The sequence below is a fragment of the Flavobacterium cellulosilyticum genome (assembly GCF_004349355.1).
GTDB classification, from domain to species: Bacteria; Bacteroidota; Bacteroidia; order Flavobacteriales; family Flavobacteriaceae; genus Flavobacterium; species Flavobacterium cellulosilyticum.
Genome location: NZ_SMFK01000001.1, coordinates 171378 through 197485 on the forward strand (window position 1 = coordinate 171378; position 26108 = coordinate 197485).

Consider the following 26108-nt stretch of genomic DNA (forward strand, 5'->3'; position numbering starts at 1 on the left):
GGTATCATCGCTTTGTTAACTCATTGTTACAGCGTTGTTATCATAATGTAATTAATCTATAGGTTCCAATAGATTCCTAAACTTGTAAATACCCCTTTTTTATATTGACCAACTTCAGCTTGACCAACTTGGCCGTTGTTGACATATTCCTTAGTTAATTTAAAATCTGGGTTTAAAATGTTTTTTAATGAAAAGTTGATTCCCAATTTGTTTTTTATAAATTCAAATTTGTTTACAAAATCTAATGTAGGAACTCCTTTCTCAACTATATTTTCATTTGTTGATGTACCAATAGAGTATATTTTATCATAAAAATAATTTAATACTATTGTTGATGTTAAACTGCTTTTTCCTGTTTTGTAATTATAACTCAAATCAGAATTAATTAATAATGGGGAAGCACCTTCTAGCTTGTCACTTTTATGTGTAGGCAAAATTGTCAATCTGTCATTTGGATTGTCAATAATTTTTTGATTTGTTATCAAGTAGGATAAATTAAGCCCCCCGGTAAGATTTGATCTTTTTGAGGAGTTGACATCATCAAATCCAAAAATTGTTTTTCTTACTTCTAATTCAAAACCAGTTGCATAAGCGTCACCTAAATTTACATACGACAATTCATTTGATGCTGAAGCAACGTTGATTCTGTTAATAGGATCTTTTATTTTTTTGTAGAAACCACCTAAAGAGATGATCTCGTTTTTAGATAAATAATAATCATATTTTAAATCGAAGTTCAAGTTTGTTGAAGGTTTTAAGTCAGGGTTACCAAAACTAGCAAAACTGATTTCTTCGTATAAAAAGGGCGCTGTTTCTTTAAACTGCGGCATTGTATAAGTTTGACTCGCAGCAAAACGTACTGCATTTTTATCTGACAATGTATATTTAGCAATTAAACTTGGTAAGAAATAATTTTTTTTGATTACCGAAGGATCAATTGTTAGAGTATTTACACTACTTGAGATATTCGTGTCCCATTCCACTTTTTGATTAATGTTTTCATATCTCGCACCTAGCTGTACTGTAAATTTGTTATTTATAGGATAGGTCAACTGTGCATAAGCAGCATATAAATCTCTTTTTCCAGTATAATACATTGGTTCAAAAACATTAGAAACTCGTTCGTCTCCCCTAGCAGTTTTCATTTTGAATGTATTGTTAACTCCGGCTTGATTAAAGACAGCATCAGGATTATTTATATCAATAACTACATTATTACTGGGAACATCAAAGTTAATTTGTGTAAAATCAAATTCCCTCTTTGTATTTCTATAATTACCTCCAAAATTTAGTTTTTTAATAAGTTCAGCATCAGGATTAAAAGTGTAGCTCAATTCAGCTTTACCAGCTAAATCTTTTTCGTTTAGTACAGAAAAATACCTATTATTTAGTACTGATGAGTTTGTAGCTAAAATATAATTTCCGTCTTTATAGTCGTATGAGTTTGTTTTTCGATCAGGCTCACTTGCATCAATTTTATTATAGGAAGCGCTCACATTAGCTTCTAATTTCTCATTAATTTTGTAATCGAACAAAAGCTGATTTGAGAATAAAATATTATTATTGGTCTGTTGTCTTCTTATGAATGATTTTTGGCCTGAATCAAAATTATCATTTATACTTACTGAAAAGCCTGTATAATCACCCATATTTTCGTTTGAATCGTGTATAAACAATCCATTATAAGAGATGCTTTTACCAGAACCAAATTTATATTTAACATTGGCTAACCCAGATTGTGTTGAATTGTAATTGTATTTTTTGTATTTCAAATCTTGACCTATTCCTCCATTAGCATTTATATTTCCTGTTTTTCCTTCTTTAAAACTAAATTCACTAGTTGAAAATAGAACGGCAAAAAAACTTAAGCTTTTGTAGTTTTCAAAATTAAATTTATTTCCAACTGCAACAGAAAAATTAGAATTCACTGTGCTTTTTATTGATTGTGGCTTAAAACTAGTTTTAAAACTATAAAAATTTAAGTCGGTAATTGGAACGTTTTTTTTATCTCCCACAAAACCAAAATAACTATGACCATCAGGAGCCTTAAAAATTGAATTTAAAGTGTTGGAATTGTAACCGCTTCCAACACTAATGTTTAGTACTGATTGTGTTTCTAATTCTTTTGAAGCAATATCAATGTTAGCACCAGCTACATCGCCGTACAATGATGCGTTAAAAGTCTTGTTAACATTTATGTTTTTAATGATATTTGTAGAAAAGAATTTTAAAGCAATATTCTTGTATTCGGGATCTTCAGAGGGTAATGGTAGCCCATTCAATGAAGTTGAATTGTACCGATCTCCTAATCCTCTAACATTTACATTTTTGACACCCTCTTGTTCCGAAACTCCCGAAGTTTTTGCAACTGCTCCAGCAGCATCTCCAACTCCTTTTCTTGATAATTCTTGAGCTCCAATAGCTTGTTTTATTTCAACGGCATTTCTTTGCTCTAATAATAATGCTGTTTCTATTGATCTGTTGACATTGGTTTTGATAATAACATCTTCTAATTTATAGCCTCCAGAACCTAATGCTTTGTCCACAATTAAAGTTTTACCTTCAACCACTGTGATAAGAGTTTCTAATGGATCATAACCTACGAAGCTAAATTGAATCGTATAATTTCCAGCATCGGCATTTAATGTGTATTTACCGTTAATATCCGTTATTGTGTTAATTTTTGTTCCTTTAATAACAACATTTGCAAAAGGCAATGTTTCGTTTTTTGCATCTTTATCAGTTAATGTTCCTGTTATAGTGCCTTTATTTTGTGAAAAACAAATTGCATTAATAAAAAGTGCCAAAATGAATAATCTAATTTTCATGTTTATTTAATTTTTTGCAAAATTATAATTAAAACGGAAAGTGTAAGTTAACTGTGTATTATCATTAGGTGTCTTGAATGTTATAGAATCGTTATCATATTAAATTACGGTTAACAAGGGTTTTTAACCATTAATATATTGTTATATTTACATTTTAAATTGAAATTGAGAGCTAAATTTTGCCGAATTTCTAAAAGATTAATATTATTTTTTTCAATATGAAAAACAGAAACACTAAGATTTTACTTGTTGACGATGAACCGGATATACTAGAGATTGTTGGTTACAATCTAGCTCAAGAAGGATATCAAATAATAAAAGCTTCAAATGGTAAAGAAGCCATACTAAAAGCTAAGAAAGAAATCCCAGATCTTATTATTATGGATGTCATGATGCCCGAAATGGACGGAATGGAAGCTTGTGAAATGATAAGAAAAATTCCTGAATTAAGTCAAGTGATTATAACTTTTTTAACCGCCAGAAGTGAAGATTATTCTCAAATGGCAGGTTTTGATGCTGGTGGGGATGATTATATTACAAAACCAATCAAACCAAAATTATTGGTTAGTAAAGTTAAAGCATTGTTACGCCGTCGAAATGAAAAAGAAACAAGTAGCGAAACTTTAAATGTTGGTGGAATCGTAATAAATCGCGAAGAATATATAATCATAAAAGATGATGTTGTAATTGCTTTACCTCGAAAAGAATTTGAACTTTTCTATTTATTGGCATCTAAACCAGGAAAAGTTTTCAAAAGGGATGAGATCTTAGATAAAGTTTGGGGAAATGAAGTCATAGTAGGCGGAAGAACTATTGATGTTCACATTAGAAAACTTCGGGAGAAAATAGGCGAGGAATTTTTCAAAACTATTAAAGGAGTTGGTTATAAGTTTGAAATTTAAACTATAAATGCCATATTAGCAATTGTTAAAATATAATGAAAATAAGTTTAAAAAAAACTTTTAGGTTTGCCGCGATATCAGCATTCTACATCAGCATCTTTGGTGGTTTTGTAGTGCTTGTCATGGTAAAAAAAATGATTAATTTACCTTTTCAAAATTTATTAATCTTTGTATTAGTGTTTTTTGGATTTATTTATTTATATACCTTTTTAGTATTACAGTACAGAGTAGAAAAATTCATTTATAGAAGGGTAAAAAAAATCTATGAAGATATTTCTTTATTAGAGTCCAGTACCTTTATTGAAAAACCTATAACAACGGATATCGAAGAACTAACACGAGAAGTAAAAAAGTTTGCTACAAGCAAAAAACTCGAAATCGAAATGCTAAAAGTTCGAGAACAATACCGACGAGAATTTCTTGGAAATGTTTCTCACGAACTTAAAACACCCTTATTTACTGTTCAAGGTTATTTGTCTACACTCCTTGATGGCGCAATGGATGACAAAACAATTCGAAAAAAATACTTAAAACGAGCTGAAAAAGGGGTTGAAAGATTAATTTATATAGTGGAAGATTTAGACATGATTACCAAACTTGAAGTAGGTGATTTAAATTTGGATTTTTCTGAATTTGATATTGTCGATTTAATCCAAAATGTTTTTGATTTATTAGAAATGAAAGCGGATAAAAAGAAGATTTCATTGGCATTCGATAATTACCACATTCAACCTATCTTTGTATATGGAGACAAGGACAAAATTCAACAAGTATTAGAAAATCTAATTGTAAATTCCATAAAATATGGTAGAGAATCAGGATTAACAGAAGTTAGCGTGATTAATTTGACTAAGAAAAAAGTATTAATCCGCATAAGTGACAATGGTGAAGGTATCGAAAGTCAAAATATCCCTAGACTATTTGAACGATTTTTTCGAGTAGACAAAAGTGGTGCTCGTTCTGAGGGAGGTTCCGGTTTGGGACTTGCTATTGTAAAGCATATTATTGAAGCACATAAAGAAAAGATATATGTAGAAAGTGAATTTGGTATAGGATCTGAATTTTCTTTTACATTAAAAAAAGCGCAAGCAAATAATTTAAAAAATATATTGTAATAAAGTGATAATCAATGTTTAAAGAATTATTTATCAGAATTTAGCAGCAATTTGATAACAATTTGTTTACATGATAACATTGCCTTAACGTTATCTTAACATTGCATCCGCAACTTTGTCCCATAAAATTAATTAACACAATTAAGGATGAAAAAAATTACACTGGCGTTTTTGATTATAAGCGCAATTGTTGCAAATGCACAAGAAATACATAGAGATACTGTTTATTCATCTTTGAGAGAAAAAGTTGACGAGCAAGCAATGAAAATTGCAGGCTATGACGAAAGAATTTCTGCAGACGAATCTGTTCTTAATGAATTAAATAAAATTAAAATTTCTGGTTATATACAGAGTCAATTTGAAATGAATGATGTTTGGTCAGCTGATGGAAGTGTACATGGATCTGGAACTCCTACTGTTAGTAATTCATTCTCTCTTAGAAGAGCAAGGGTTAAATTTACTTACAAACCAATTGATGGTGTGAATTTTGTATTGTGTCCAGACTTTCAAGTCAATAAAATTAGTTTGAAAGATGCATTTGTACAATTGAATGACCTTTGGATCAATACTTTTTCATTATTTGTAGGACAGTTTAACAGACCTACATATGAAGTAGAGTTTTCCTCATCAGCAAGAGAATTTGCTGAAAGATCTTTGATGACAAGAACACTTTATCCTTCTGAAAGAGATCAAGGAGCTAAATTAGAAGCGGATTTTATGACAAAATTCAATGTTCCTTTAAAATTGCAATTTGCCGTGTTAAATGGGAATTTTGGTGAAGGTGCTATAGATAATCAGGTAAAAGACATTGATAATGGTAAAGATGTAATGGCTAGAGCAGTTTATTCTTTTTCAATGCCAAACAAAGGTTTGGGTATCGATATAGGTGGGCATACTTATATAGGAAACACTACAGTAATTGCTCAAACAACTCCTGTGCCAACTGTTTTTAAGGATGTAAATAATAATTCATTTACTCCAATAGTGGGTGATAAATTGAAAAAAGAATTGTTTGGAGCTGAGATGCAAGTGTATTACGATTTTCTTGGCGGATTGTCTTTAAAATCAGAATACATTAGAGGTACTTATTCAGGAACAACTAATCCAACTCAGGTGAACTCATCATTCAATGCTAATAAAGTAAGAAATATAGAAGGTTATTATATTTCATTAATTAAAGATGTAGGTAAAAATAATGTAGCTTCTATACGCTATGATGTATTTGATCCAAACACTAAATTATCTGGAGATGCAGTTACAAAGAAAGATGATTTAAAATACAATAACTGGACCTATGCATGGCAGTATTTCTTTAATTCAAATATTAAATTAATGGCTAGTTATACTATGCCTATTAATGAAAAATCACTAAATGCAGGAGCTGATTATATAAAAGACAAACATGACAATGTTTTCACACTAAGATTTCAAGCTTCGTTTTAATAAATTGGTTTAAAAAAAAAACAAATAATAATAAAAATGAAAACAAAAAATTTAAAAATAGCAGCAATTTTATTAGTCATAATGACAATAGGATTATCATTTACATCAATTGACAAAATAACAGTTAAGGGTTCTGATACTCTAGTTATTTTATCTCAAAAATGGGCCGAAGTATATATGAAAAGCCATCCAGGTGTTTCAATTCAAGTAACAGGTGGAGGATCAGGAGTTGGAATTGCATCTTTGATTAATGGTTCTACAGATATTGCAAATGCAAGTCGTCCTATGAAAGCTTCAGAAGTTAGCAAATTGAAAGCAAGGTACAATACTCTTGGTGTTGAAATACCTTGTGCTAAAGATGGTTTGTCCGTTTATCTTAATAAAGCGAATGGAATTTCTGAACTTACAGTAAAACAAATTGGGTTAATTTTCTCAGGAAAAATTACAAACTGGAAAGAAGTTGGAGGAGTTGATGCTGGAATTAGATTATATGGAAGAGAAAGTAGTTCAGGTACTTTTGGATTTTTTCAAGATAATGTAGTAAAAGGAGATTATTCTCCAAACTGCCAAACTTTACCAGGAACCGCTGCTATTGTAAATGCGGTAAAAAAAGATAAATTTGCCATTGGATATGGTGGTGCTGCTTATGCAGAAGGTGTAAAAGATTGTGCTGTAAAAGTAGATGATAAAAGCAAAGGAGTTTATCCAACAGCAGAAACAATTAAAAACAAATCCTATCCTATTACTCGATACTTGTATATGTATTTAAAATCTAGACCAACGGGAGAAACTAAAGCTTTTATAGATTGGATATTAAGTCCCGAAGGACAAAAATTAGTTGTTGAAACTGGATATTTTCCGGTAAGATAATAAAAACTCTGAATCCCTTGTTCGCTTTTCGAATAAGGGATTCTTTTCCTTTTAATAATAAATAAAAAAAACGAAATGATGAAATTTAAAATTGTTACTTTATTATTAGTACTAATAACAGTTGGATGTGGTTCTAAAGAATCGAAAAAAACAACAGTAAAAGGTTCAGATACCATGGTGATTTTATCACAAAAATGGGCTGAAGCATTTATGAAAGAGCATCCTAAATCTACAATTCAGGTAACTGGTGGTGGTTCGGGTGTAGGTTTAGCAGCATTAATTAATGGTTCAACTGATATTGCAAATGCAAGTCGCCCTATAAAACCATCAGAAATAGATCAAATAAAAGAAAAATACAAAGAAAATGTAGTAGAAATTCCTTGTGCCAAGGATGGATTATCTGTTTTTCTTAATCAAGGAAATTCAGTTTCAGAACTTACAATACAACAGTTAGGTGATATTTATTCCGGAAAAATCACAAACTGGAAAGAGGTAGGCGGTGACGACGAAAAAATCCAATTGTATGGTAGAGAAAGTAGTTCAGGTACTTTTGAATTCTTTAAAGAGCATGTAGTAAAAGGAGATTTTTCTAAATATGTGCAAACTTTACCTGGTACTGCTGCAATTGTAAACGCAGTTAAAAAAGATAAATACAGTATTGGATACGGAGGAGCAGCTTATGCTGAAGGCGTAAAAGACTGTAAAGTAAAAGTAGACGCTACTACTGAAGGGGTTTTACCTTCTGCGGCAACTATTAAAGACAAAACTTATCCAATTTCTAGATATCTATACATGTATCTTAAATCAAAACCAACTGGAGACGCTAAAGAATTCATAGACTGGATATTAAGCCCAGCAGGACAAAAAATTATTGAAGAAGTAGGGTATTACCCACTAAAATAATTTTTTTTTAAAACAGCATTCCTTATTTTAGGAGTGCAGTTTTGGATTTGTATATCTATCAAATGCGCATATCCCAAAATTGGTTTTAATTACTAATTTTACAATGCGAATAAAATATGACCGATAAAAAACAATCCATATCTACATATGAATTATTAAATAAATCAAATGAATTCCCAATTTCCGATTAATCAAAATTTCACCAAAGAAAGCCTGAAAAAACAATTCAGGCTTTCCGAGTTTCTAGCAGAGAAAATTATATCATCAATTGCATTTCTTTCGATTACAATCATTATCTTGATCTTTTTCTTTGTTTTTAAAGAATCGCTACCCATTTTTCATTTTGGAAAAAGCGAGAAGGCAAAAACAGAAGTAAGTTCAGAATCAATGCCTGAATCATACGGATCTACTTCGGTTGAGGACTTAAAACCAGAGTCCTATGGCTCTGAACCAAAAGAAGATTTAAAACCGGAGGCCTATGGTGAACCGGTAAGTCAATCCGATTTAAAACCAGAATCTTATGGGGAACCGGTAAGTCAATCCGATCTAAAGCCAGAATCTTATGGGGAACCAGTAAGTCAAACAGATTTAAAGCCAGAAACCTATGGTGATGTAGTTGTAGAACCATTGACGGAGACTACTACAAAGGATTCTAGTATAAGTGAGGAGAACCAACATCAAGACAAGGTTGCGGAAAACAATGAAGGAACTGATCAAACTTGGAGTACATTCCTAACTACAGAATGGGTTCCTGTTTCAAACAATCCTCGTTTTGGTTTAATTGGATTACTTATTGGAACAATAAAAGTAACTATAATTGCAATGCTAATTGCTGGACCACTAGCAATTTTAGCCGCACTCTACACCTCTTGTTTTGCTTCTAAAAGAAAAAAAGAGATCATTAAACCTATTATCGAAATGCTTGCTGCTTTTCCTTCAGTGGTTATTGGTTTTTTTGCATTAATTGTGTTAGCTACTTTTTTCCAAAATATATTTGGTTACGATTCTAGATTAAATGCCTTTATTGGAGGAGTTGCAATGGCTTTAGCAGCAATTCCAATTATCTATACTATTTCTGAAGATGCACTTTCTGCAGTTCCAAAAACCTACACTGAGGCAAGTTTAGCACTTGGCGCAAGCAAATGGCAAACTGCTTTCTTCGTGACATTGCCAGCCGCAACACCAGGGATTTTTGCCGCCTTACTTTTAGGTATTGGTCGTGTTTTTGGAGAAACGATGATTGCGCTTATGGCTACTGGAAATGCAGCTTTATTATCATCAAATCCATTCGAAAGTGTACGTACATTTGCAGCAACAATTGGTGCAGAAATGGCCGAAACTGTATTTGGTGAAACTCATTATAGTGTTTTGTTTTTTATAGGCTCACTGCTTTTTATTTTCTCATTTGTATTAAATGCCGTAGCAGAGTTTTATGTAAAAGGTAAATTAATTAAAAAATTTCAAGGTAAATAAAATATGGACAAAATTATAGACAAAGAAAATCCGCATTTTTTTTCCAATACTACAAACAATGCAGATGTAAAAGGAAAATTTTTTATAGGGATTACCCAATTAGCGGTTGTATTGATTATTGCTATTCTTTTTATCATATTAGGAATTATAGTTTTTGAAGGTCGTGAAAAATTTTCCTGGGAATTCATTAGCTCATTCCCAACAGATGGAATGACAAAAGGAGGTGTTTTACCTGCCATTATAGGAACTTTTATTTTAGTGGTTGTGATGTCGATTGCTGCCGTTCCATTTGGGACAATTACAGCTATTTATTTGACAGAATATGCAAAGGAAAATTCAAAAATTGCTGCGGCAGTTCGTTTTTCTGTTCGAACTTTAGCAGTTGTACCTTCGATAATATTTGGGCTTTTTGGACTTGGTTTTTTTATTCAATTCTTAGGAACTGGACTGGATGAAACCTTCAACGGGGGAGAATTACATTGGGGACAGCCAAATATTCTTTGGGCCAGTCTTACCATGTCCTTGCTTACACTTCCTGTAATTATAGTCTCAGTAGAAGAAGCCCTAAAAACGATCCCACGCGAATTGCGCGAAGCTAGTTTAGCATTAGGAGCAACCAAATGGCAAACGATAAAAAATATCGTTTTACCAGGTTCAATTTCTGGTATAATGACCGGAACTATTTTAGCTGTAAGTAGAGGCGCTGGTGAGGTTGCACCAATCTTATTTACAGGAGCAGCATACTATTTAGCCACTTTACCGGAATCTTTGAGCGATCAATTCATGAATTTGGGGTACCACATTTATATTATGTCAACCCAATCTTCAGATGTTGAAAAAACAATGCCGATACAATTTGCAACAACATTAGTGCTGTTAATCCTTACCTTATCATTAAACTTGGTAGCTGTAATTATTAGATCTCGAATTAGAAGAAAATCAAAATAATTAGAAAAATATTTGCCACTACCCAATAATTCATAAAATGAAAAACACAAAAATAGAAGTAAAAGATTTATCATTATACTACGGTGAAAAACAAGCACTTAAAAACATATCATTAGAAATTCCTCGAAACAAGGTTACTGCATTGATTGGACCTTCGGGATGTGGGAAATCCACTTTTTTGAGATGTATCAATAGAATGAATGACTTAATTCCAAGCGTAAAAATTACTGGAGAAATGTTGGTTGAAGGGATTGATATTTACGATAAAAATGTAGACGTTGTCAATATTAGAAAAAAAATTGGAATGGTTTTTCAAAAATCAAATCCTTTTCCAAAATCTATCTATGAAAATGTCGCTTATGGACCAAAAATTAATGGAATTAATAACAAAACGGAGTTAGACGAAATTGTAGAAACTTCTTTGAGACAAGCTGCTATTTGGGATGAATTGAAAGACCGACTTGATGATTCAGCTATGGGTCTTTCTGGAGGACAACAACAACGTTTATGTATTGCAAGAACACTTGCTGTAAGTCCAGATATTATTTTAATGGATGAGCCTGCTAGTGCATTAGATCCCATTTCCACCTCTAAAATTGAAGAATTAGTTCATGAGTTAAAGGAGCAATATACCATAATTATCGTGACACATAATATGCAACAAGCCGCACGAACAAGTGATTATACAGCTTTCTTTTATCTTGGTGAATTAATAGAATTAGGTAAAACAAATACAATATTTACCAAACCAGAACAAAAACAAACGGAAGATTATATCACTGGAAGATTTGGATAATATTTGTTAAACGGTTAACTGCTTAATTGGTTAATCGCAATCAAACTTCCTATTTTCGATTAACCAATTAACCTTTCCCTAACCGATTGGCCTTTCTCTAACCGAATTGGCCTTTTAAAAACTAAAAACTGTAAGATGACACACTTTGAAATAGAATTAGAAAAACTTAAAAATGTAATTATAAAAATTGGTAATTTGGCTGAAGGTCAAGTTCAAGAATCAATAAAAGCATTATTATCTGAACCAATTGAGGGAAAAGAAGTAAAGAAAATTGAAAGTAAAATTGATAAATTAGATGTGAAAATTGACGAAATTTGTCAAAGTATTTTCGCTTTGCAACAGCCCGTAGCTTCTGATTTACGTTTTATTATGGGTTCTTTACAAATGAGTAACGAGATAGAACGAATTGGAGATTTAGCCGTAAGTGTTATAAAAAGAAATAAAAGCATCAAGGATAAACATGATTTGATAGCTAAATTTGACATTGCTGAATTAGGTAAAAAAGTAGAGCTGATTACTTCAAAAACAAATGCGTTTTTCCTTACCCGTGACGAAACCCTATTTACTGAAATTTTTAGCTTGAATACGGCAATTAAAATTAAAAGCAATGAAACTATTTTAGAAATTATAACTGAAATGAAATCACATTCAAAAACAGTTGTTTCAGGCACAAATCTTGTTATTGTTATCAAACATTTGGAACGTATTTCAGATCATTGTACCAATATAGCCGAATATGTTTATTTTATAATAAACGCAAAAATCATCAAGCATGACAAGCACGAAGATATAAATTTAGAGTAAAGCGCACTATCATGAAAAACCCCGACTTATACTAATCTACTATAAGTCGGGGTTTTTATTTGGTTAATGATTTTATGTTTTTTACTTCTCAAAAACCTCAAATAATTTTCCCCAATTGATACTGTTGTTGGTCCCCTTAAACCCTTTGTATTGCTCGATTTCAAAGATGTCTTTCATCTTAAATTCATCCTGATTTTTATAGGGAGCAAACCCTTCTTTTTCTAACTTTTCAGCCAAATATTCTTGTTCATATTGTCCTGGGGTTGGAATAAAAAATGCTTTTTTCTCCAATTTTACCAAGTCCATAATCGTTGTGTAACCGGAACGACATAACACTATTTCGCTCTCATTGAACGTTTGTTCCAGTTGTCGAGTATTCATAAAATTGTAATAAGTAATATTCCCAATTTGTTCCTTTTTCTGAGTTTTTTTAACTACCCCTCTTATAAAAACGATCTTTCCGCTAAAATGCAAAACTTCATTCTTAAGTTTAGCTTCTAACAATCCTCTTTGAGGTTCAGGTCCTGAAAGAAGGATCATTAAATCATAGTTTTTTGGAGTCTCTTTTTTTTGCATTCGGCTTAAAGGACCTAGGTATTTTAGATTTAAATCTGTTTTTTCTAAATGACCCAATTTACCGGTATAATTTGGGGTTTCTTCAAAATCTGGCACCCAACATTCCGTATGTTTTTTTATTATGCATTGATGCAATATACTCGACAACCAAGTAGTGCTTCCCGTTAATACATTCAATTGATGAGTGATGAAAACTGAGGGCACTTTTTTAGTACACACACCTAAACGATTGTCAGAAATAATCCCTTCGATGTTGTGTTTTTTTATCCATTTATTGACTAATCTTTTTTCATTTAAAACAGCACCAATAAATTTAGGTGAATTCCTTAATAATTTCCATTTAAAATTTCTTCCATTTTTGGCATATTCTATTTTATAAGAAGGCAATTCTAAAGTTTTAATATAAGGAAATTCTTTGCGCAATAGTTCAAGAGCAATCCCATCAGTTGCTATAATTGGGATGTAATTATTTTCCTGTAATGCCTTTATTATAGGAATGCATCGCGTTGCATGTCCCAATCCCCAATTTAAGGGGGCAATTAAAATTGTTTTATTTGTTGAGTTCAAAGTCATTTTCTATGTCTAATTTAGAAGCGAAAGATAGATATAGCATCACAATTTAATATTTTGAAAGTATTATTATACTATTAAGTTATTAGGAAACAAACCTAAAAAAAGGCTCTCAACTGTACGCTTCCTGTATGAATGGTTTGGCTTGATTCGCTTTTTCGTCCTTGGTAATTCAAGTTGATGTCTAAATAACTGGTTAAGTTTTTTTGCAACAGCAATCTCCAAGTCAAGTTTTGACCCGTTTGCAATCCTTCAAGCATTTGAAACCCTACCGATGAATATTCATTCCCATTAAATTTATTTTGATAAAAAGACACTTCTCCATTCATGGTCAAATTTTTACTGCTTGCATAAGTAAATGAAGTACCAAATCGGTTTTGCAGCAATGTGTCAAAATTGCCAATTTGATTATTCTTTTTTTGCAATTCGTAAAACAAATCCAAACTGGTATTTTTAGAAAATAAATAACTGATTTTTGGGGCCAATTGATATCCTTTTATTTCATAATTTTTCTCAGGGAAATTTTCAGATGCAATTGATGTATTTATGGTTTTGGCAAAAAAACCAAACAACCAACTTTTTTTATATAAGTGTGCATATTGTATTTGGTTCGAACTATTTTTTGATTCTTGAGAACCTATGGAAAGCAAATTTTTTGACTGATTTTGTATATAAGAATAAGTAATCGAATGATCTTGCTTTCCTCTGTTATAAAACAAGCTGTTTCTGAAACTGGAGTTCAATCCCAAAACAGTTGAATTTGAATTACCAAAAGGATTCAGGTCGAAATTACCGCCTTTGTTTTCAATCTTTCGGTCAATTAAAAACGATGTTTGGTTGTAAAAATAAGAAATAATTTTCTTGAACCCAACTTCATTTTGCCATTGATTTGGGTTTAAAACTATGGATTGTGAGAATTTATTTTGATGAGTTTTGATATAAATTCGGTTAGGCAAATACACCCTAATATATTTAGCCTGATCAATAAATGGAGCCACTTCAAACTCTTCTAATTCTTGAATTCCATTACTGTTATAATCATTCCAGGTATAAACACCTTGTCCAGCAGCAACTTCTAAATACGTAAATTCCTGCTGCGGAATCGATCCTGAATTGGTTTCAAAAACAGTTGTTGATTGAATTAATTGCTTAAAGAAACGATCGTTATAGATCATTCTGGAATTTAAAGAAGGCTCTTTCTTCTGGGTCGAATTAACATAATCCAATATTCTGTAATTAACAAAAAGAGACAAATCACTTTTGGTCGTTTGAATTAATTTTGATTTCAAAACAAATGTTTGAGAGTTGTTGACTCTTTGAATACTTCCGTTTTGCAGACTATCATTTGCTCTTTTAAAATAACCTAATTCAACGAAAACCTTGGTACTATCACCACGACCTGCAAAAAAACCATATTCTAAAAACCGTTGGCTCAATGCCGAAAATTGATTGGTTGATTTGTTTTTTTCTTGATTATCTTCAAGTTTTAGACTCGTTCCAATCCAGTTTTTATGGAAATTATATTTGACTTTAGATTGATTTCTAATAAATTTAGATACTGTGTTTGTGGAATTGCTATTTAAGAAACTCCCGTGATTTTGCAACATCCATTGATTCAATTTAAACGCTCCATTTAGTACAGAACGATTTCCGCTAAAGTTTTTGGAGAAATCGAGTTTTTCAAATTGATAAACCAAACTTCCTTTTTCAGGCAAAACCATATTTAAACCGGATATTAAATAACTTTGATTTCCGATTGCTATAGTTTCTAAATTCCAATCACGGCTAAATTCAATGCTATTTAATCTTTCAACTGAACTGAAATTTTCTTGCACAAACTGATAATTTGCAAATGCATCAACTACCCATTTTTTTGAAAACAAGCGTTGTCGTGCATTTATTTTTGCAGCCAATCCTTGATTGTTAGCGTCGTCTATTCTCGAAAAAAGATTTTTATCATTGTTACTCAAACCTATTTCAAAGTCAATGGACGATTTCTCTGTTGGCGTATATTTACCCATAAAAGTAGCAACTTGAATTTTTATGGGGGCAATTAATGGAATAATTGGTTCGTAATTCCCTTGTGGAACGGAATTTAGAGGTTCAATATATTCGTATATTTTGCTGATTGTAGCGGAGTTTTTTAAGATGTAATTTCCTTTATTCGTGCCTATAAAATTAAACCGAACGTTAAATAATTCATCTTGTGGATTATTTGAATATTCGAAAATTTCAACTTGATTAACAATTCTTTTTTTATATAAAATTTTATTATCAGAATAGGAATCTAAATAGGCTGATGGCGCAGTCATTAAATCAGGATTGTCACCAGCATTAGCTAAGATAAGAGCTTGATCTGTAGAAAGACTTTGTTGTAATGGCTGGTTTTTTAAATCACTTTCCGAATACAAATAGCTGCCAAAACTCCATTTTTTGGCTTCATGACTACCACCTGCGTAGGTTACAAATCGGGTGAAATTTTGATTTGAATATTGGTATTCAATTGTAATTCGCATTTCCGATGTTATGGTATAAAGTGGTGTAAACAGTATTTCGCCAGCATTATAATCGATGGTGTAATCATTGTTTTCGCCTCTTTTCAAAAGAATTCCGTTCACATAAACCCTTTCTGATCCTGAAATAACAAGCACATACAATTCTCCCTTTTGACCTATTAATTTATAAGGACCTTGATTTCCTTCTTGACCAATAAAATTGCTTTTAGCATATTGACCTTTAACCAATGCCGCTGATGCAAATATATTTGTCTTATTTTCTTCAGTTCCAAAGTCGAAATTGGCAGTTATACCTTGCGCTTTTTTGTTGAAATTTAAAAACTGAGATTTCTTATTTTCGAGAAAGACATCACCAGCTCGAATATTCCATTGATTACTAAATAGCTCTATAAAAACATTATCAAATTGATCTAGTTTTTGAGAATATCCGCCATCTTGCAATGGTATATTGCTGTCTTGTAAAGAGGCTCTCAAACTTACTTTTTCGGATAGTTTTCCTGTAATTTGCAAATCTAGATTGGAGGTCAAAACCGTATTTTGATTATTACCAATTGTGACACCTCGTGTGATACTTCCTGAAGTGTTTAATCCTTCAAAAGGGATGGTGTTTTTCTGGATATTGGTTTCAATATTGAACAAATTTTCATTACTAGCTTTATTACTTACTATCTGACTTGAGTCATAAATGTGGTATTCTTTAGTTAAAAATGCTGGTAATTTTAAATATTGAACAGTAATTGAATCTAAAGCAGCACCTTCTTTTAATAATAATATTCCTTTTTCGAAATTTATGGTATAAAAAGAGCTGTCTATTTGTGTATTATTTTTGTCTAATAAAACAAAATGATTGGTGTTAATGCTTTCTTTTTCAAGATAAATAGTATCGAGAGTTCCTTTAATTTTCTTTGTTTTATACAGCGAATTTGTTTCTTGAGCTTGGAGCCCAGAAAAGAAGAGAAACACCAATAAAAGCAAGATATTCTTAAGCATAAATACATAAACTTTAAAGTTTCAAAAGTAGTATTTATATTTGGGAAATAGTAATGGGGGAATTTGGAGTTTGAAATGAATTAATAAAAAAAACGCAAATTCACAAATTATTAAAATATGCGAATCTGCAGTAAATTATTTTATTTTTTCTAACCGAATTTCATTTTGTCTAACGGAATCAATGAATTTTTTTAAAACGGTACTATTGTAGAAGTCTAGACATTGCATTAAATATAATAGCTAAAACAAATCTTATAGTTTCTTTCTTAAATGTATCTTTTTTATTTGTGTTAAAATGATAAAAAAACCGCCAATTCTCAAATTTAAAAATCTGCGAATTTGCGGTCTAATTATTAAAAATAGAAAGACTAGTTTTCCTTCGTTACAATTTGCATTGTTTCCGTTCCAACTTGTTTTAGCAAAACCGTTTTTCCTTCTTCTACCGTATGCGCTGCTTTGTCATCGGAATGTCGAATGGTATAAAGCGTTACATTTTCGGTGAAATCTACTTTGAATTTTTTAGATAAAATGGAGTTTAATTCCTTGAAATTTCCAAATTTATCCTCCACACAAACAGAAAAACTAATTGCAGAATTCTGAATCAAGTTTACTTTTAGCTTGAATTGGTGAAACAATCCAAAAATTTCACTGATGTTTTCTTCCATTATGAATGAAAAATCTATGGAGGAAAGTGAAATTAATAACTGTTCTCTTTTTACAATAAAACAAGGCATAAATGGTTCTAAAGTGGACCCTTTTGACACACTAGTTCCAGGTAATAACGGATTGATAAATGATTTTACATACAAAGGAATTTCCTTTTTTTGTAGCGGTTGCAAGGTTTTCGGGTGAATTACCGTTGCGCCATAAAAAGCCAATTCGATAGCTTCACGATACGAAATTTGGTTTAACAAACTTGCGTTTTCAAAGTAACGTGGATCGGCATTCATAACCCCTGGTACATCTTTCCAGATGGTTACACTTTCAGCATTGATGCAATATGCAAATATAGCTGCAGTATAATCGGAACCTTCACGACCTAAAGTTGTGGTGAAATTATTTTCATCAGAACCCAAGAATCCTTGAGTGACGTTTAGAATTTTTCTCTTTACATTTTTAGAAATGTTAGCTTGAGTTAATTCCCAATCTACTTCGGCATCTCTATAATTGGCATTCGTTTTAATGAAATTCCTAACATCAAGCCATTGTGTTTTGATCCCCATATAAGACATGAAATGACTCAAAATGGTAGTCGATATCAATTCGCCATAACTCACAATTTGGTCGTAAACAAAATCATAATTTGGCGATTTATTATGGATTAAAAAATATTCTAATTCCAAAAACTGAGTATTTACCGCAGCAAAAACTTCATTTTTATCATCTTCGAATAAATCCAATAGGATTTGATTGTGGTATTTTTTTATTTCTTGTACAGAGGATTTTAATTCATCTGATTTGTCAAAATAATTTTTAATTACTATTTCAAGTGCATTTGTAGTTTTCCCCATTGCTGAAACAACCAACAAAACATCTTCATAACCTGCTTTTAGTAAAACGTCATAAACGTTTTTAATTCCTGCGGCATCTTTTACTGATGCACCTCCAAATTTGAATATTCTCATTTTAAATTAAGATTTCAGATTCCAGATTCCAGATTAACATTTGAAATTTGAAAGCGATTTATTTATTATGTTTATTTAACTTTTTGTAACTATTTAATCCTTATTTTTTGGATTTGTACACTCTATCAACTCTAAACCACCTATGTTTTTCCAGTTTTGGCTCCCTCTCTTTTGGAGAAGGTCGAGGAGAGGATTTATCTCAATTTATTTTCAATAAAATAATCAATTGCTGCTTCGTCCATTTGTGCAACTTTCCAATCCACTAGTACTTTTGCTCCCGACTTTTCATAAAAATCGATTGCAGGCGTATTCCAATCTAAAACATTCCATTCAATTCTTCGAACACCTTCTTTTTTGCCTTCTTTTATAATTTCAGAATAAAGTGCATACCCTACTCCACTTCCGCGCATTTTTTGTTTCACCACTAAATCTTCTAAATGAATCGTTTTTCCTTTCCAAGTAGAGTAACGATTGTAAAACAAAGCAATTCCAACAATTTCAGTATCAACTTCAGCAACAAATACTTTAAATAAGGGTATTTGACCAAAACCATCTCGAATTAAATCATCAACAGTAATTAAAACGGCATTTGGCTCATTTTCAAAAACAGCTAATTCTTGAATAAGTTCTAAAACGGCTTCCATGTCTCTTAATGTTCCTTTTCTTATAATCATAAACTGAAATATTTCTATAGATTCGTCAAAATAAAATGATTTCCTCTAAAATAGAGGACTATATTTGGCAAATATACAATACTGTATGAGTAACTAGAATTTTTGTAAATCATTTTCACAAAAAAACCGATATTTGTGACTTCAAACCAACTACAACGATATCATTATGGAAGAACGCAATATAACTTTAGGAGAATTTATCATTGAAAACCAGAATGCCTTTCAATATTCGTCTGGCGAATTGTCAAGAATCTTTAATTCGATTCGATTAGCAGCCAAAGTAGTTAACTACAAAGTAAACAAAGCAGGTTTAGTAGATATCGTTGGAGCTGCTGGCGAACAAAACATTCAAGGAGAAGATCAGCAAAAATTGGATGTATATGCCAATGAGATTTTTATTCAAACCTTAATTAATCGTGAGATTGTTTGTGGTATTGCTTCAGAAGAAAACGATGATTTTATAACGGTCGCAGGAAGTGATAATGGTCATAATAATAAATATGTAGTATTGATGGATCCTCTTGACGGATCTTCTAACATAGATGTAAACGTTTCGGTAGGAACTATTTTTTCAGTTTATCGAAGAATTTCTCCAATAGGAACTCCAGTCACGATTGAAGATTTTTTACAACCGGGAATCAATCAAGTTGCTGCAGGATATGTAATTTACGGAACCTCTACAATGATTGTTTATACTACAGGTTTTGGCGTAAACGGTTTTACATTAAACCCTGCCATTGGTACTTTTTACCTTTCGCATCCCAACATGCAGTTTCCAAAAGACGGAAATATTTATTCTATCAATGAAGGAAATTATGTTCATTTTCCTCAAGGCGTAAAAGATTATATCAAATATTGCCAATTTGAAGAAGAAGATAGACCGTACACCTCCAGATACATTGGAAGTTTAGTTTCAGACATTCATAGAAACATGATTAAAGGAGGTATTTATATTTATCCTACTAGTACCAAAGCGCCAAAAGGAAAATTACGTTTACTTTATGAATGCAATCCAATAGCATTCATAGTAGAACAAGCAGGTGGAAAAGGATCTGATGGATTTAATAGAATAATGGAAATTCAGCCAACGGAATTACACGAAAGAGTTCCATTCTTTTGCGGAAGTAATAACATGGTAGAAAAAGCTGAAGAATTTATGATGAAAGCAAAATTGAGCAAATACTAAAAAAACTTCAATTCTTTAAATAAAAAAACATCCCAAATAGTTTAACATTTGGGATGTTTGTATGAACGTCTAAAAGCAATATTGAACTTTAGAACAGCCTTTTACTTTACTTATTCATGTTTTCCATTTCGTAAATAAAAGTATCTAAGTCTACTTTCCCATCTACTAACACTAGGGCTTTGTCTACAATATAATTGACATTCTCTGGCGTAAAGCCTAAAGCGATACCAAATTTTCTTAATAAATCGTCTTGTTTATCTCCTAAATGATGATCAATATGAACCATTCTAGCTAAGTCATATAAACGTTCTAATCTATGGATACGAAGGTACGGAGGGTTTATAGCATATTTTTGAGGGTTTTCCAATATCTCTTTATATTCTTCTTCTGAAATATCTAGATTTCTGGCAAGTTTGTCTAAAAAAACTTTTTCCTCTAGGGCAAGTATCCCATCAGCTAAAGCAACACGAGCAATTGCCGAAAAATGACCCTTGTTTCGATGTTTAAATTCGTTATCAAATAATTCTGCGATTGACATAATGTTTTGGTTTAAATGATTTAGATAAAGATAAATGTTTTTTTGAAACTTATCAAATATTAAGGCTACTGTTTTCTGTCTTTTCCTACTTTTTTAATTGAATAAAAACATCAAAAATGGTTTTTAACAATCTCTATTTAATCTTATTTCAAAATAAATTGTAAGTTTGACAACCCCTAATCTTAATAACTATTTTACTATGTCAGAATTTTGGATTTTTTTCGAAAAAGGATTAAGACACATTCTAAATATATATGCTTACGACCACATTCTGTTTTTAATTGCTTTGACTGTTCCTTTCGCTTTTAAGGACTGGAAAAGATTGTTGCTTTTAGTCTCCATTTTTACTTTAGGTCATTCATTAGCCCTGTTGTTATCCGTTTATGGAGTGATTTACATAAAAGGTAATTTGGTAGAGTTATTAATTCCAATTACCATTCTTATTGTCGCTTTATTCCATCTTTTTACAGCAGGGAAATCTTCAAAAAAAGAGAGTATTAGTGTGATTTTGTTTGTGACTTTGTTTTTTGGAATAATACACGGATTGGGCTTTGCCGGTTATTTTAAAACAATATTAACAGGTTCACCACAATCTAAATTGTTACCTTTGCTTGAATTTGCATTGGGTATAGAAGCATCGCAAATCATAGTCGTTTTTGTGGTTTTAATTCTTTCCTATATTGTTCAAACGGTTTTCCGATTTTCCAAAAGAGATTGGACATTAGTAATGTCCTCTTTTGTAATTGGCGTTGTGTTACCGTTGATAGTCCAAAGTAAAATTTGGCTTAGATAAATTAAATTATGGAAAAGAAAAAATTGAATAAATACGATAAAGCGTATCTTAGAATTGCAAAAGAATGGAGTCTTTTGTCGTATTGCAAACGAAAACAAGTTGGAGCTATAATTGTTAGAGATCGTATGATAATTTCTGACGGTTATAATGGAACTCCTTCTGGCTTTGAAAACTGTTGCGAGGACGAAGCTGGACTTACCAATTGGTATGTACTTCATGCAGAGGCAAACGCAATTCTAAAAGTGGCGCGCTCAACACAAACCTGTGATGGAGCAACATTATATATAACCCTTTCCCCATGTAAAGAATGCAGTAAATTAATTCATCAATCGGGAATTAAAAGAGTGGTGTATCAATTGGGATATAGAGACACATCAGGAATTGATTTTCTTGCAAAAGCAGGTGTTATCGTTGAACAAATTGAAGTTTTGGAATAAATGAAAATTAATTCGAAATATTTTGCGATACTCATTTTTACTGTTCTTGCCTTTGGTATACTTTTGGGCGGATGGCTTAATTTCCCCAATCAACACACTTATTTAGTAAAGAACAATGCTAAAAACAAACTGGGAAAAATCATTGATTTTATTGATAATGAGTATGTAGACAGCATAAACAATGACACTATTATCAATAAAGCTATAATAAATTTATTGGACCAACTTGATCCTCATTCTGTTTACATACAACCAAATAAACAAGTTGAATTCGCCGAAAACATGAAAGGTGATTTTGTGGGAATTGGCGTTAATTTTTATATTTTAAATGATTCTGTGGCAATTGTTAAAACGCTAGAAAATGGTCCATCAGAGAAAGCCGGAATTAAAGCAGGTGACAGAATACTGTATGCAGATCAAACAAAATTATTTGGACGAAAACTACCAATAGACAGTCTTTTTTCTAAATTTAAAGGAATAGAAGGATCTGAAGTTACGCTGACTGTTTATAGAAAATCAACGCATAAAGAATTAAAAATTAAAATAAAACGAGGTATAATACCTATTAAAAGTGTTGATGCTGCAATTTTATTTAATAAACATACCGCTTATATCAAAATCAATCGATTTGCCGAAAACACTTACGATGAGTTTATAAAAGCCTTAACACGATTAAAAGAAATGGGTGCGAAGTCATTAATTATTGATCTTCGAAATAATGGAGGAGGATATTTAAACCAAGCCGTTTTTATAGCAGATGAATTATTAAAAGACAGACAATTAATTGTTTTTACCAAAAGCAAAAAAGGTGTTACTAAAAAAATATATGCAACAAAAAAGGGAATTTTCGAATCTGGAAAAGTAATTCTATTTATAAATGAAAACAGCGCATCAGCAAGTGAGATTCTAGCCGGAGCGATTCAAGATAACGATAGAGGAACTATCGTAGGAAGACGTTCATATGGAAAAGGACTAGTTCAAAGAGAAATGGATTTTGAAGATGGATCGGCTGTTCGATTGACAATTGCCAGATATTATACACCTACAGGTCGTTCCATTCAAAAAACGTATTCAAGTGGTAATGCAGATTATTATAAAGAAACTGGCTCCCGTTTTAATAATGGGGAATTGTACCATAAAGACAGTATAAAAACACCAATTACCCCAAAGTATAAAACGCCAAATGGCAGGGTTGTATATGGTGGTGGCGGTATTGTTCCAGATATATTTGTGCCAATCGAACTCGAACATGGTAATGAAAACTCTGTAAACTTATTAGAATTGGGTGTTCTAAGTAATTTTGTTTTTGAACAGTTGGATAAAGATAGAGGTGCTTTTACAAATTTGACTTTTGATCAATGTATGGATAAAATCAATTCGAGTGATTTGTATTTTAATTTGTTTCAAAAATACATTTTGAAATATAGAATGGATTTGAATATCAAAAATAATAAAGCAATTGTGAAGCGTTATCTTTCGGCAGAATTTGCAGGTCAATTATATAATGAAAGTAAATTTTATGAAGTCCTATTAAAAAATGATGCCATGATGAAAGCGGTAATAAAGTAAAATAATTGAATTTACCTTATACTATCATGAACATGGGTTTGAATACCGTCATTCCATAAAGTAAGAATATCGGTAGCTACAGCAGCTCCACTTCCTGATGCAATTGCCACTTGGCTTCTCCAACCCGCCAAAGTTCCCGTTACATAAATACCTTCGGCTACTTTATGGTCATTATTTCTAAGCTGAATTCTTTGCTTTACAGGCAGTGATTTAAGATGTGGCTCTACATAGTGCATCAAGCCTTCAATAGCAAATGTATTAGCAGCACCAATGGCCACAACAATCATTTTAGATTGATACCTATTCTTGTTTGTGATAATTGTAAATTCAGGACTCGAGGTCGAAGGACGAACTGACGAAGTAAATTCTCCCTCAATTTTCAGCACTTTTTCGTTAGGAATTTGTGTAATATGAGGATAGGTTTCTGATAAATGTTGAATACTTTCAGATAACAAATCAGAACCTAATTTATTTGGACTAATTCCATATCCATTATTAATTAAGGCCTCTTGAAGAGAAGAATTTTTTTGATGGGTAATTACAGCAATTTTTTTATCAATTACGAAGGATTTGTTTTTAGCAGAGCCTAAAATTAAACTGCATGACATTCCAGAAACACCACCACCAATTATTAAAACATCAAACATAATTAGAATTTATCATTCATTTTTTCTTCGATATTTTTTGATAATCTAAAAATTAAAAGAATCAAAACAGCGCAAGTAGAGGCTGCAACACCAATACAGGCAACCATACTATTTCCTTCAAGTGGATGATTAAAATCTAAAAGACTAATGTTAAAAATAATTAAAACTAATGCCAAAATCACCAATATGTTTGTAAAAATTTTCATAAAAATATATTTTTGTTAGTACCTAAATACAGCTCCCTTTAGTGTCAATTTTATCTTTTAAATATTAAATAAACAACTAAAACTGTTTTTATGTAAAAAATTAATGAGGTAAATTTATAAAAATTTATTTTAGACAAACAAACCTTTAACATTAGCAGCGAATAATTTAACAGCAATTGCTAAAAGAACTACGCCAAAAGCTTTTCTGACTACTCCTAAACCATTTTTTCCTAACATTTTTTCGATTTTTGATGAGGATTTCAATACTGCATACACTATAATGATGTTCAAAACAATGGCAAACACAATGTTTAAAGTTTGAAATTCAGCCTTCAATGACAATAATGTAGTCATCGTTCCAGCTCCAGCAATTAATGGAAAAGCAATAGGAACAATTGACGCAGAACTTGCCTCATCGTCGCGATAAATACGAACACCCAAAATCATTTCCAAGGCTAAAAAGAACAATACAAAAGAACCTGCCACAGCAAATGAATGCACATCAATACCTATTAATTTTAATAACTCTTCACCAACAAAAAGAAAAATTATCATAATAGAACCCGCAACTATTGACGCTTTTTCTGATTCAATATGTCCGTGTTTTGTCTTTAAATCAACCACAATTGGAATAGATCCAACAATGTCAATTACAGCAAATAGCACCATGCTTACCGTAATAATTTCTTTTAAGTCAATCTCCATTATTATATTATTTAGGAAGTAAAAGTATTCAATTATTAGGCTTTTTAATACTGATTTTTGGATAATTATTGACAATCTTAGGTCATTGAAAATTACAATGAGTTTTTAATTAAAATCTTTATAAAAGTGAAGATCAACAATATAGAAATTGGAATTGTTAAAATTAAACTTTAACTTTTTAAAATTCGGAATTCAAAGTATCTTTGCAATATGTTTCAACTAGGAAAAACCATCATATCGGAAGATATACTCGAAAAAGAATTTGTTTGTAATCTATCGGCTTGCAAAGGGGCGTGTTGTGTCGACGGTGATGCAGGAGCGCCATTGAGCGAAGATGAAACTAAAATTTTGGAAGCCATTTATCCAAAAGTTAAACCATTTCTTCGTAAAGAAGGGATTGCAGCTATTGAAGCTCAAGGTACTTGGACAAAAGGCACAGATGGAGAACTTGAAACACCATTAATCGACAATAAGGATTGTGCCTACGTAATGTATGATGGTAAAACCGCACTTTGCGGAATCGAACAAGCCTATAATCAAGGGGAAATTGATTGGAAAAAACCAGTTTCCTGTCATTTGTATCCTATTCGGGTGAAAGATTTCACGGAGTTTGCTGCTGTTAATTATGATAAATGGGAAATTTGCGACGATGCCTGTTCCTTAGGTGCAGCACTTGAAGTTCCCGTTTACAAATTTGTTAAGGAAGCCTTAATTCGAAGATTTGGTGAGGATTGGTATTTAGAACTAGAAAAGGTAGCTCAAGAGTTGAAAAGCAATTCTTAAAAAACTAAAGGTTTGTTTTTTAAACCGCTATAGTTTACAGTAGCTCACGTTGTATTAATTTTTTTAACACACTGTAATTCAGGTATTTAGAAACAATGAGAAATCATTCTATTTCTCACTTTTTGTTAAAAACTATCCCTTATTGTGAATAAGTTTGGCTTTTAAAAACCGCATAAATTCACAACCTTTGTAATCTACGAAAAACATAATA

At 31.6% G+C, this 26108-nt stretch carries 23 protein-coding genes; 14 read left to right on the top strand and 9 right to left on the bottom strand.

The annotated features are described in order from the left end of the window. Window positions 1-56: 56 nt before the first annotated feature. Window positions 57-2828: a TonB-dependent receptor gene (locus E0F76_RS00710; RefSeq protein ID WP_132000422.1), complete on the bottom strand. Its 2772-nt coding sequence runs from the start codon at window positions 2826-2828 to the stop codon at window positions 57-59. 218 nt (window positions 2829-3046) lie between these two features. Here E0F76_RS00710 and E0F76_RS00715 point away from each other — a divergent pair, with 218 nt between their 5' ends. The 9 genes from E0F76_RS00715 to phoU all read left to right on the top strand — a co-directional run bounded on the left by E0F76_RS00715 (window position 3047) and on the right by phoU (window position 12082). Then, a complete protein-coding gene (locus E0F76_RS00715; RefSeq protein ID WP_132000423.1) occupies window positions 3047-3730 on the top strand; it encodes a response regulator transcription factor in 684 nt (227 codons plus the stop codon). Between the two features lie 35 nt (window positions 3731-3765). Beyond that, window positions 3766-4845, top strand: coding sequence for a sensor histidine kinase (locus tag E0F76_RS00720; protein WP_132000424.1), 1080 nt, complete (start codon window positions 3766-3768; stop codon window positions 4843-4845). Between the two features lie 147 nt (window positions 4846-4992). After that, window positions 4993-6288 carry a porin gene (locus E0F76_RS00725; protein ID WP_132000425.1) on the top strand — a complete coding sequence of 432 codons (1296 nt, stop codon included), beginning with the start codon at window positions 4993-4995 and terminating at the stop codon, window positions 6286-6288. Between the two features lie 36 nt (window positions 6289-6324). Then, window positions 6325-7158, top strand: a complete 834-nt coding sequence (locus E0F76_RS00730; protein WP_132000426.1) for a phosphate ABC transporter substrate-binding protein — start codon at window positions 6325-6327, stop codon at window positions 7156-7158. Window positions 7159-7233: 75 nt separating this feature from the next. Continuing rightward, a complete protein-coding gene (locus tag E0F76_RS00735) occupies window positions 7234-8061 on the top strand; it encodes a phosphate ABC transporter substrate-binding protein (protein WP_246021942.1) in 828 nt (275 codons plus the stop codon). A 168-nt stretch (window positions 8062-8229) separates the two neighbouring features. Beyond that, the gene (gene pstC, locus E0F76_RS00740; RefSeq protein WP_132000427.1) at window positions 8230-9534 is read left to right on the top strand and encodes a phosphate ABC transporter permease subunit PstC; all 1305 of its coding nucleotides are present in this window, start codon (window positions 8230-8232) and stop codon (window positions 9532-9534) included. Between the two features lie 3 nt (window positions 9535-9537). Then, entirely contained in the window at window positions 9538-10482 is a 945-nt protein-coding gene (gene pstA / locus E0F76_RS00745) for a phosphate ABC transporter permease PstA (RefSeq protein ID WP_132000428.1), read from the top strand. Window positions 10483-10519: 37 nt separating this feature from the next. Beyond that, window positions 10520-11278: a phosphate ABC transporter ATP-binding protein PstB gene (gene pstB / locus E0F76_RS00750; RefSeq protein ID WP_132000429.1), complete on the top strand. Its 759-nt coding sequence runs from the start codon at window positions 10520-10522 to the stop codon at window positions 11276-11278. Between the two features lie 135 nt (window positions 11279-11413). Further along, window positions 11414-12082, top strand: a complete 669-nt coding sequence (gene phoU / locus E0F76_RS00755) for a phosphate signaling complex protein PhoU (protein WP_132000430.1) — start codon at window positions 11414-11416, stop codon at window positions 12080-12082. An 81-nt stretch (window positions 12083-12163) separates the two neighbouring features. On the opposite strand, the gene E0F76_RS00760 is transcribed toward phoU, so the two are convergent. From E0F76_RS00760 to E0F76_RS00775, 4 genes are all read right to left on the bottom strand, one after another. After that, window positions 12164-13231 carry a glycosyltransferase family protein gene (locus E0F76_RS00760; protein ID WP_132000431.1) on the bottom strand — a complete coding sequence of 356 codons (1068 nt, stop codon included), beginning with the start codon at window positions 13229-13231 and terminating at the stop codon, window positions 12164-12166. A 95-nt stretch (window positions 13232-13326) separates the two neighbouring features. After that, window positions 13327-16734, bottom strand: coding sequence for a hypothetical protein (locus E0F76_RS00765; RefSeq protein WP_132000432.1), 3408 nt, complete (start codon window positions 16732-16734; stop codon window positions 13327-13329). A 368-nt stretch (window positions 16735-17102) separates the two neighbouring features. Then, the gene (locus tag E0F76_RS00770; protein ID WP_132000433.1) at window positions 17103-18359 is read right to left on the bottom strand and encodes an aspartate kinase; all 1257 of its coding nucleotides are present in this window, start codon (window positions 18357-18359) and stop codon (window positions 17103-17105) included. Between the two features lie 194 nt (window positions 18360-18553). Further along, on the bottom strand, window positions 18554-19033 hold the full coding sequence (locus tag E0F76_RS00775; RefSeq protein WP_132000434.1) for a GNAT family N-acetyltransferase: 480 nt from the start codon (window positions 19031-19033) through the stop codon (window positions 18554-18556). A gap of 166 nt (window positions 19034-19199) precedes the next feature. On the opposite strand from E0F76_RS00775, the gene fbp reads away from it, so the two are divergent. Continuing rightward, window positions 19200-20219, top strand: coding sequence for a class 1 fructose-bisphosphatase (gene fbp, locus E0F76_RS00780; protein ID WP_132000435.1), 1020 nt, complete (start codon window positions 19200-19202; stop codon window positions 20217-20219). Between the two features lie 106 nt (window positions 20220-20325). Here the strand turns inward: fbp and E0F76_RS00785 are convergent, their stop codons facing one another. Further along, window positions 20326-20757 carry a TerB family tellurite resistance protein gene (locus tag E0F76_RS00785; RefSeq protein WP_132000436.1) on the bottom strand — a complete coding sequence of 144 codons (432 nt, stop codon included), beginning with the start codon at window positions 20755-20757 and terminating at the stop codon, window positions 20326-20328. Window positions 20758-20956: 199 nt separating this feature from the next. On the opposite strand from E0F76_RS00785, the gene E0F76_RS00790 reads away from it, so the two are divergent. Genes E0F76_RS00790 through E0F76_RS00800 form a run of 3 tightly spaced genes read left to right on the top strand, consistent with a single transcriptional unit; the run spans window position 20957 to window position 23556 of the window. Continuing rightward, the gene (locus E0F76_RS00790; protein ID WP_132000437.1) at window positions 20957-21550 is read left to right on the top strand and encodes a HupE/UreJ family protein; all 594 of its coding nucleotides are present in this window, start codon (window positions 20957-20959) and stop codon (window positions 21548-21550) included. 8 nt (window positions 21551-21558) lie between these two features. Continuing rightward, window positions 21559-21987, top strand: coding sequence for a deoxycytidylate deaminase (locus E0F76_RS00795; RefSeq protein WP_132000438.1), 429 nt, complete (start codon window positions 21559-21561; stop codon window positions 21985-21987). Continuing rightward, window positions 21988-23556: a S41 family peptidase gene (locus E0F76_RS00800; RefSeq protein WP_132000439.1), complete on the top strand. Its 1569-nt coding sequence runs from the start codon at window positions 21988-21990 to the stop codon at window positions 23554-23556. A gap of 11 nt (window positions 23557-23567) precedes the next feature. On the opposite strand, the gene E0F76_RS00805 is transcribed toward E0F76_RS00800, so the two are convergent. From E0F76_RS00805 to E0F76_RS00815, 3 genes are all read right to left on the bottom strand, one after another. Further along, window positions 23568-24203: an FAD-dependent oxidoreductase gene (locus tag E0F76_RS00805; RefSeq protein WP_132000440.1), complete on the bottom strand. Its 636-nt coding sequence runs from the start codon at window positions 24201-24203 to the stop codon at window positions 23568-23570. Between the two features lie 2 nt (window positions 24204-24205). Continuing rightward, window positions 24206-24409: a hypothetical protein gene (locus E0F76_RS00810; protein WP_132000441.1), complete on the bottom strand. Its 204-nt coding sequence runs from the start codon at window positions 24407-24409 to the stop codon at window positions 24206-24208. Between the two features lie 129 nt (window positions 24410-24538). Next, the gene (locus tag E0F76_RS00815) at window positions 24539-25117 is read right to left on the bottom strand and encodes a MarC family protein (protein WP_132001602.1); all 579 of its coding nucleotides are present in this window, start codon (window positions 25115-25117) and stop codon (window positions 24539-24541) included. Between the two features lie 207 nt (window positions 25118-25324). Between E0F76_RS00815 and E0F76_RS00820 the strand changes: the two genes are divergently transcribed. Then, entirely contained in the window at window positions 25325-25897 is a 573-nt protein-coding gene (locus E0F76_RS00820) for a DUF3109 family protein (RefSeq protein ID WP_132000442.1), read from the top strand. The last annotated feature ends 211 nt before the right edge of the window (window positions 25898-26108 follow it).

Coding starts and splice junctions, on each gene's coding strand:
- E0F76_RS00710 (WP_132000422.1), bottom strand. CDS start 2,828: ATGAAAATTAGATTATTCATTTTGGCACTTTTTATTAATGCAATTTGT.
- E0F76_RS00715 (WP_132000423.1), top strand. CDS start 3,047: ATGAAAAACAGAAACACTAAGATTTTACTTGTTGACGATGAACCGGAT.
- E0F76_RS00720 (WP_132000424.1), top strand. CDS start 3,766: ATGAAAATAAGTTTAAAAAAAACTTTTAGGTTTGCCGCGATATCAGCA.
- E0F76_RS00725 (WP_132000425.1), top strand. CDS start 4,993: ATGAAAAAAATTACACTGGCGTTTTTGATTATAAGCGCAATTGTTGCA.
- E0F76_RS00730 (WP_132000426.1), top strand. CDS start 6,325: ATGAAAACAAAAAATTTAAAAATAGCAGCAATTTTATTAGTCATAATG.
- E0F76_RS00735 (WP_246021942.1), top strand. CDS start 7,234: ATGATGAAATTTAAAATTGTTACTTTATTATTAGTACTAATAACAGTT.
- pstC (WP_132000427.1), top strand. CDS start 8,230: ATGAATTCCCAATTTCCGATTAATCAAAATTTCACCAAAGAAAGCCTG.
- pstA (WP_132000428.1), top strand. CDS start 9,538: ATGGACAAAATTATAGACAAAGAAAATCCGCATTTTTTTTCCAATACT.
- pstB (WP_132000429.1), top strand. CDS start 10,520: ATGAAAAACACAAAAATAGAAGTAAAAGATTTATCATTATACTACGGT.
- phoU (WP_132000430.1), top strand. CDS start 11,414: ATGACACACTTTGAAATAGAATTAGAAAAACTTAAAAATGTAATTATA.
- E0F76_RS00760 (WP_132000431.1), bottom strand. CDS start 13,231: ATGACTTTGAACTCAACAAATAAAACAATTTTAATTGCCCCCTTAAAT.
- E0F76_RS00765 (WP_132000432.1), bottom strand. CDS start 16,734: ATGCTTAAGAATATCTTGCTTTTATTGGTGTTTCTCTTCTTTTCTGGG.
- E0F76_RS00770 (WP_132000433.1), bottom strand. CDS start 18,359: ATGAGAATATTCAAATTTGGAGGTGCATCAGTAAAAGATGCCGCAGGA.
- E0F76_RS00775 (WP_132000434.1), bottom strand. CDS start 19,033: ATGATTATAAGAAAAGGAACATTAAGAGACATGGAAGCCGTTTTAGAA.
- fbp (WP_132000435.1), top strand. CDS start 19,200: ATGGAAGAACGCAATATAACTTTAGGAGAATTTATCATTGAAAACCAG.
- E0F76_RS00785 (WP_132000436.1), bottom strand. CDS start 20,757: ATGTCAATCGCAGAATTATTTGATAACGAATTTAAACATCGAAACAAG.
- E0F76_RS00790 (WP_132000437.1), top strand. CDS start 20,957: ATGTCAGAATTTTGGATTTTTTTCGAAAAAGGATTAAGACACATTCTA.
- E0F76_RS00795 (WP_132000438.1), top strand. CDS start 21,559: ATGGAAAAGAAAAAATTGAATAAATACGATAAAGCGTATCTTAGAATT.
- E0F76_RS00800 (WP_132000439.1), top strand. CDS start 21,988: ATGAAAATTAATTCGAAATATTTTGCGATACTCATTTTTACTGTTCTT.
- E0F76_RS00805 (WP_132000440.1), bottom strand. CDS start 24,203: ATGTTTGATGTTTTAATAATTGGTGGTGGTGTTTCTGGAATGTCATGC.
- E0F76_RS00810 (WP_132000441.1), bottom strand. CDS start 24,409: ATGAAAATTTTTACAAACATATTGGTGATTTTGGCATTAGTTTTAATT.
- E0F76_RS00820 (WP_132000442.1), top strand. CDS start 25,325: ATGTTTCAACTAGGAAAAACCATCATATCGGAAGATATACTCGAAAAA.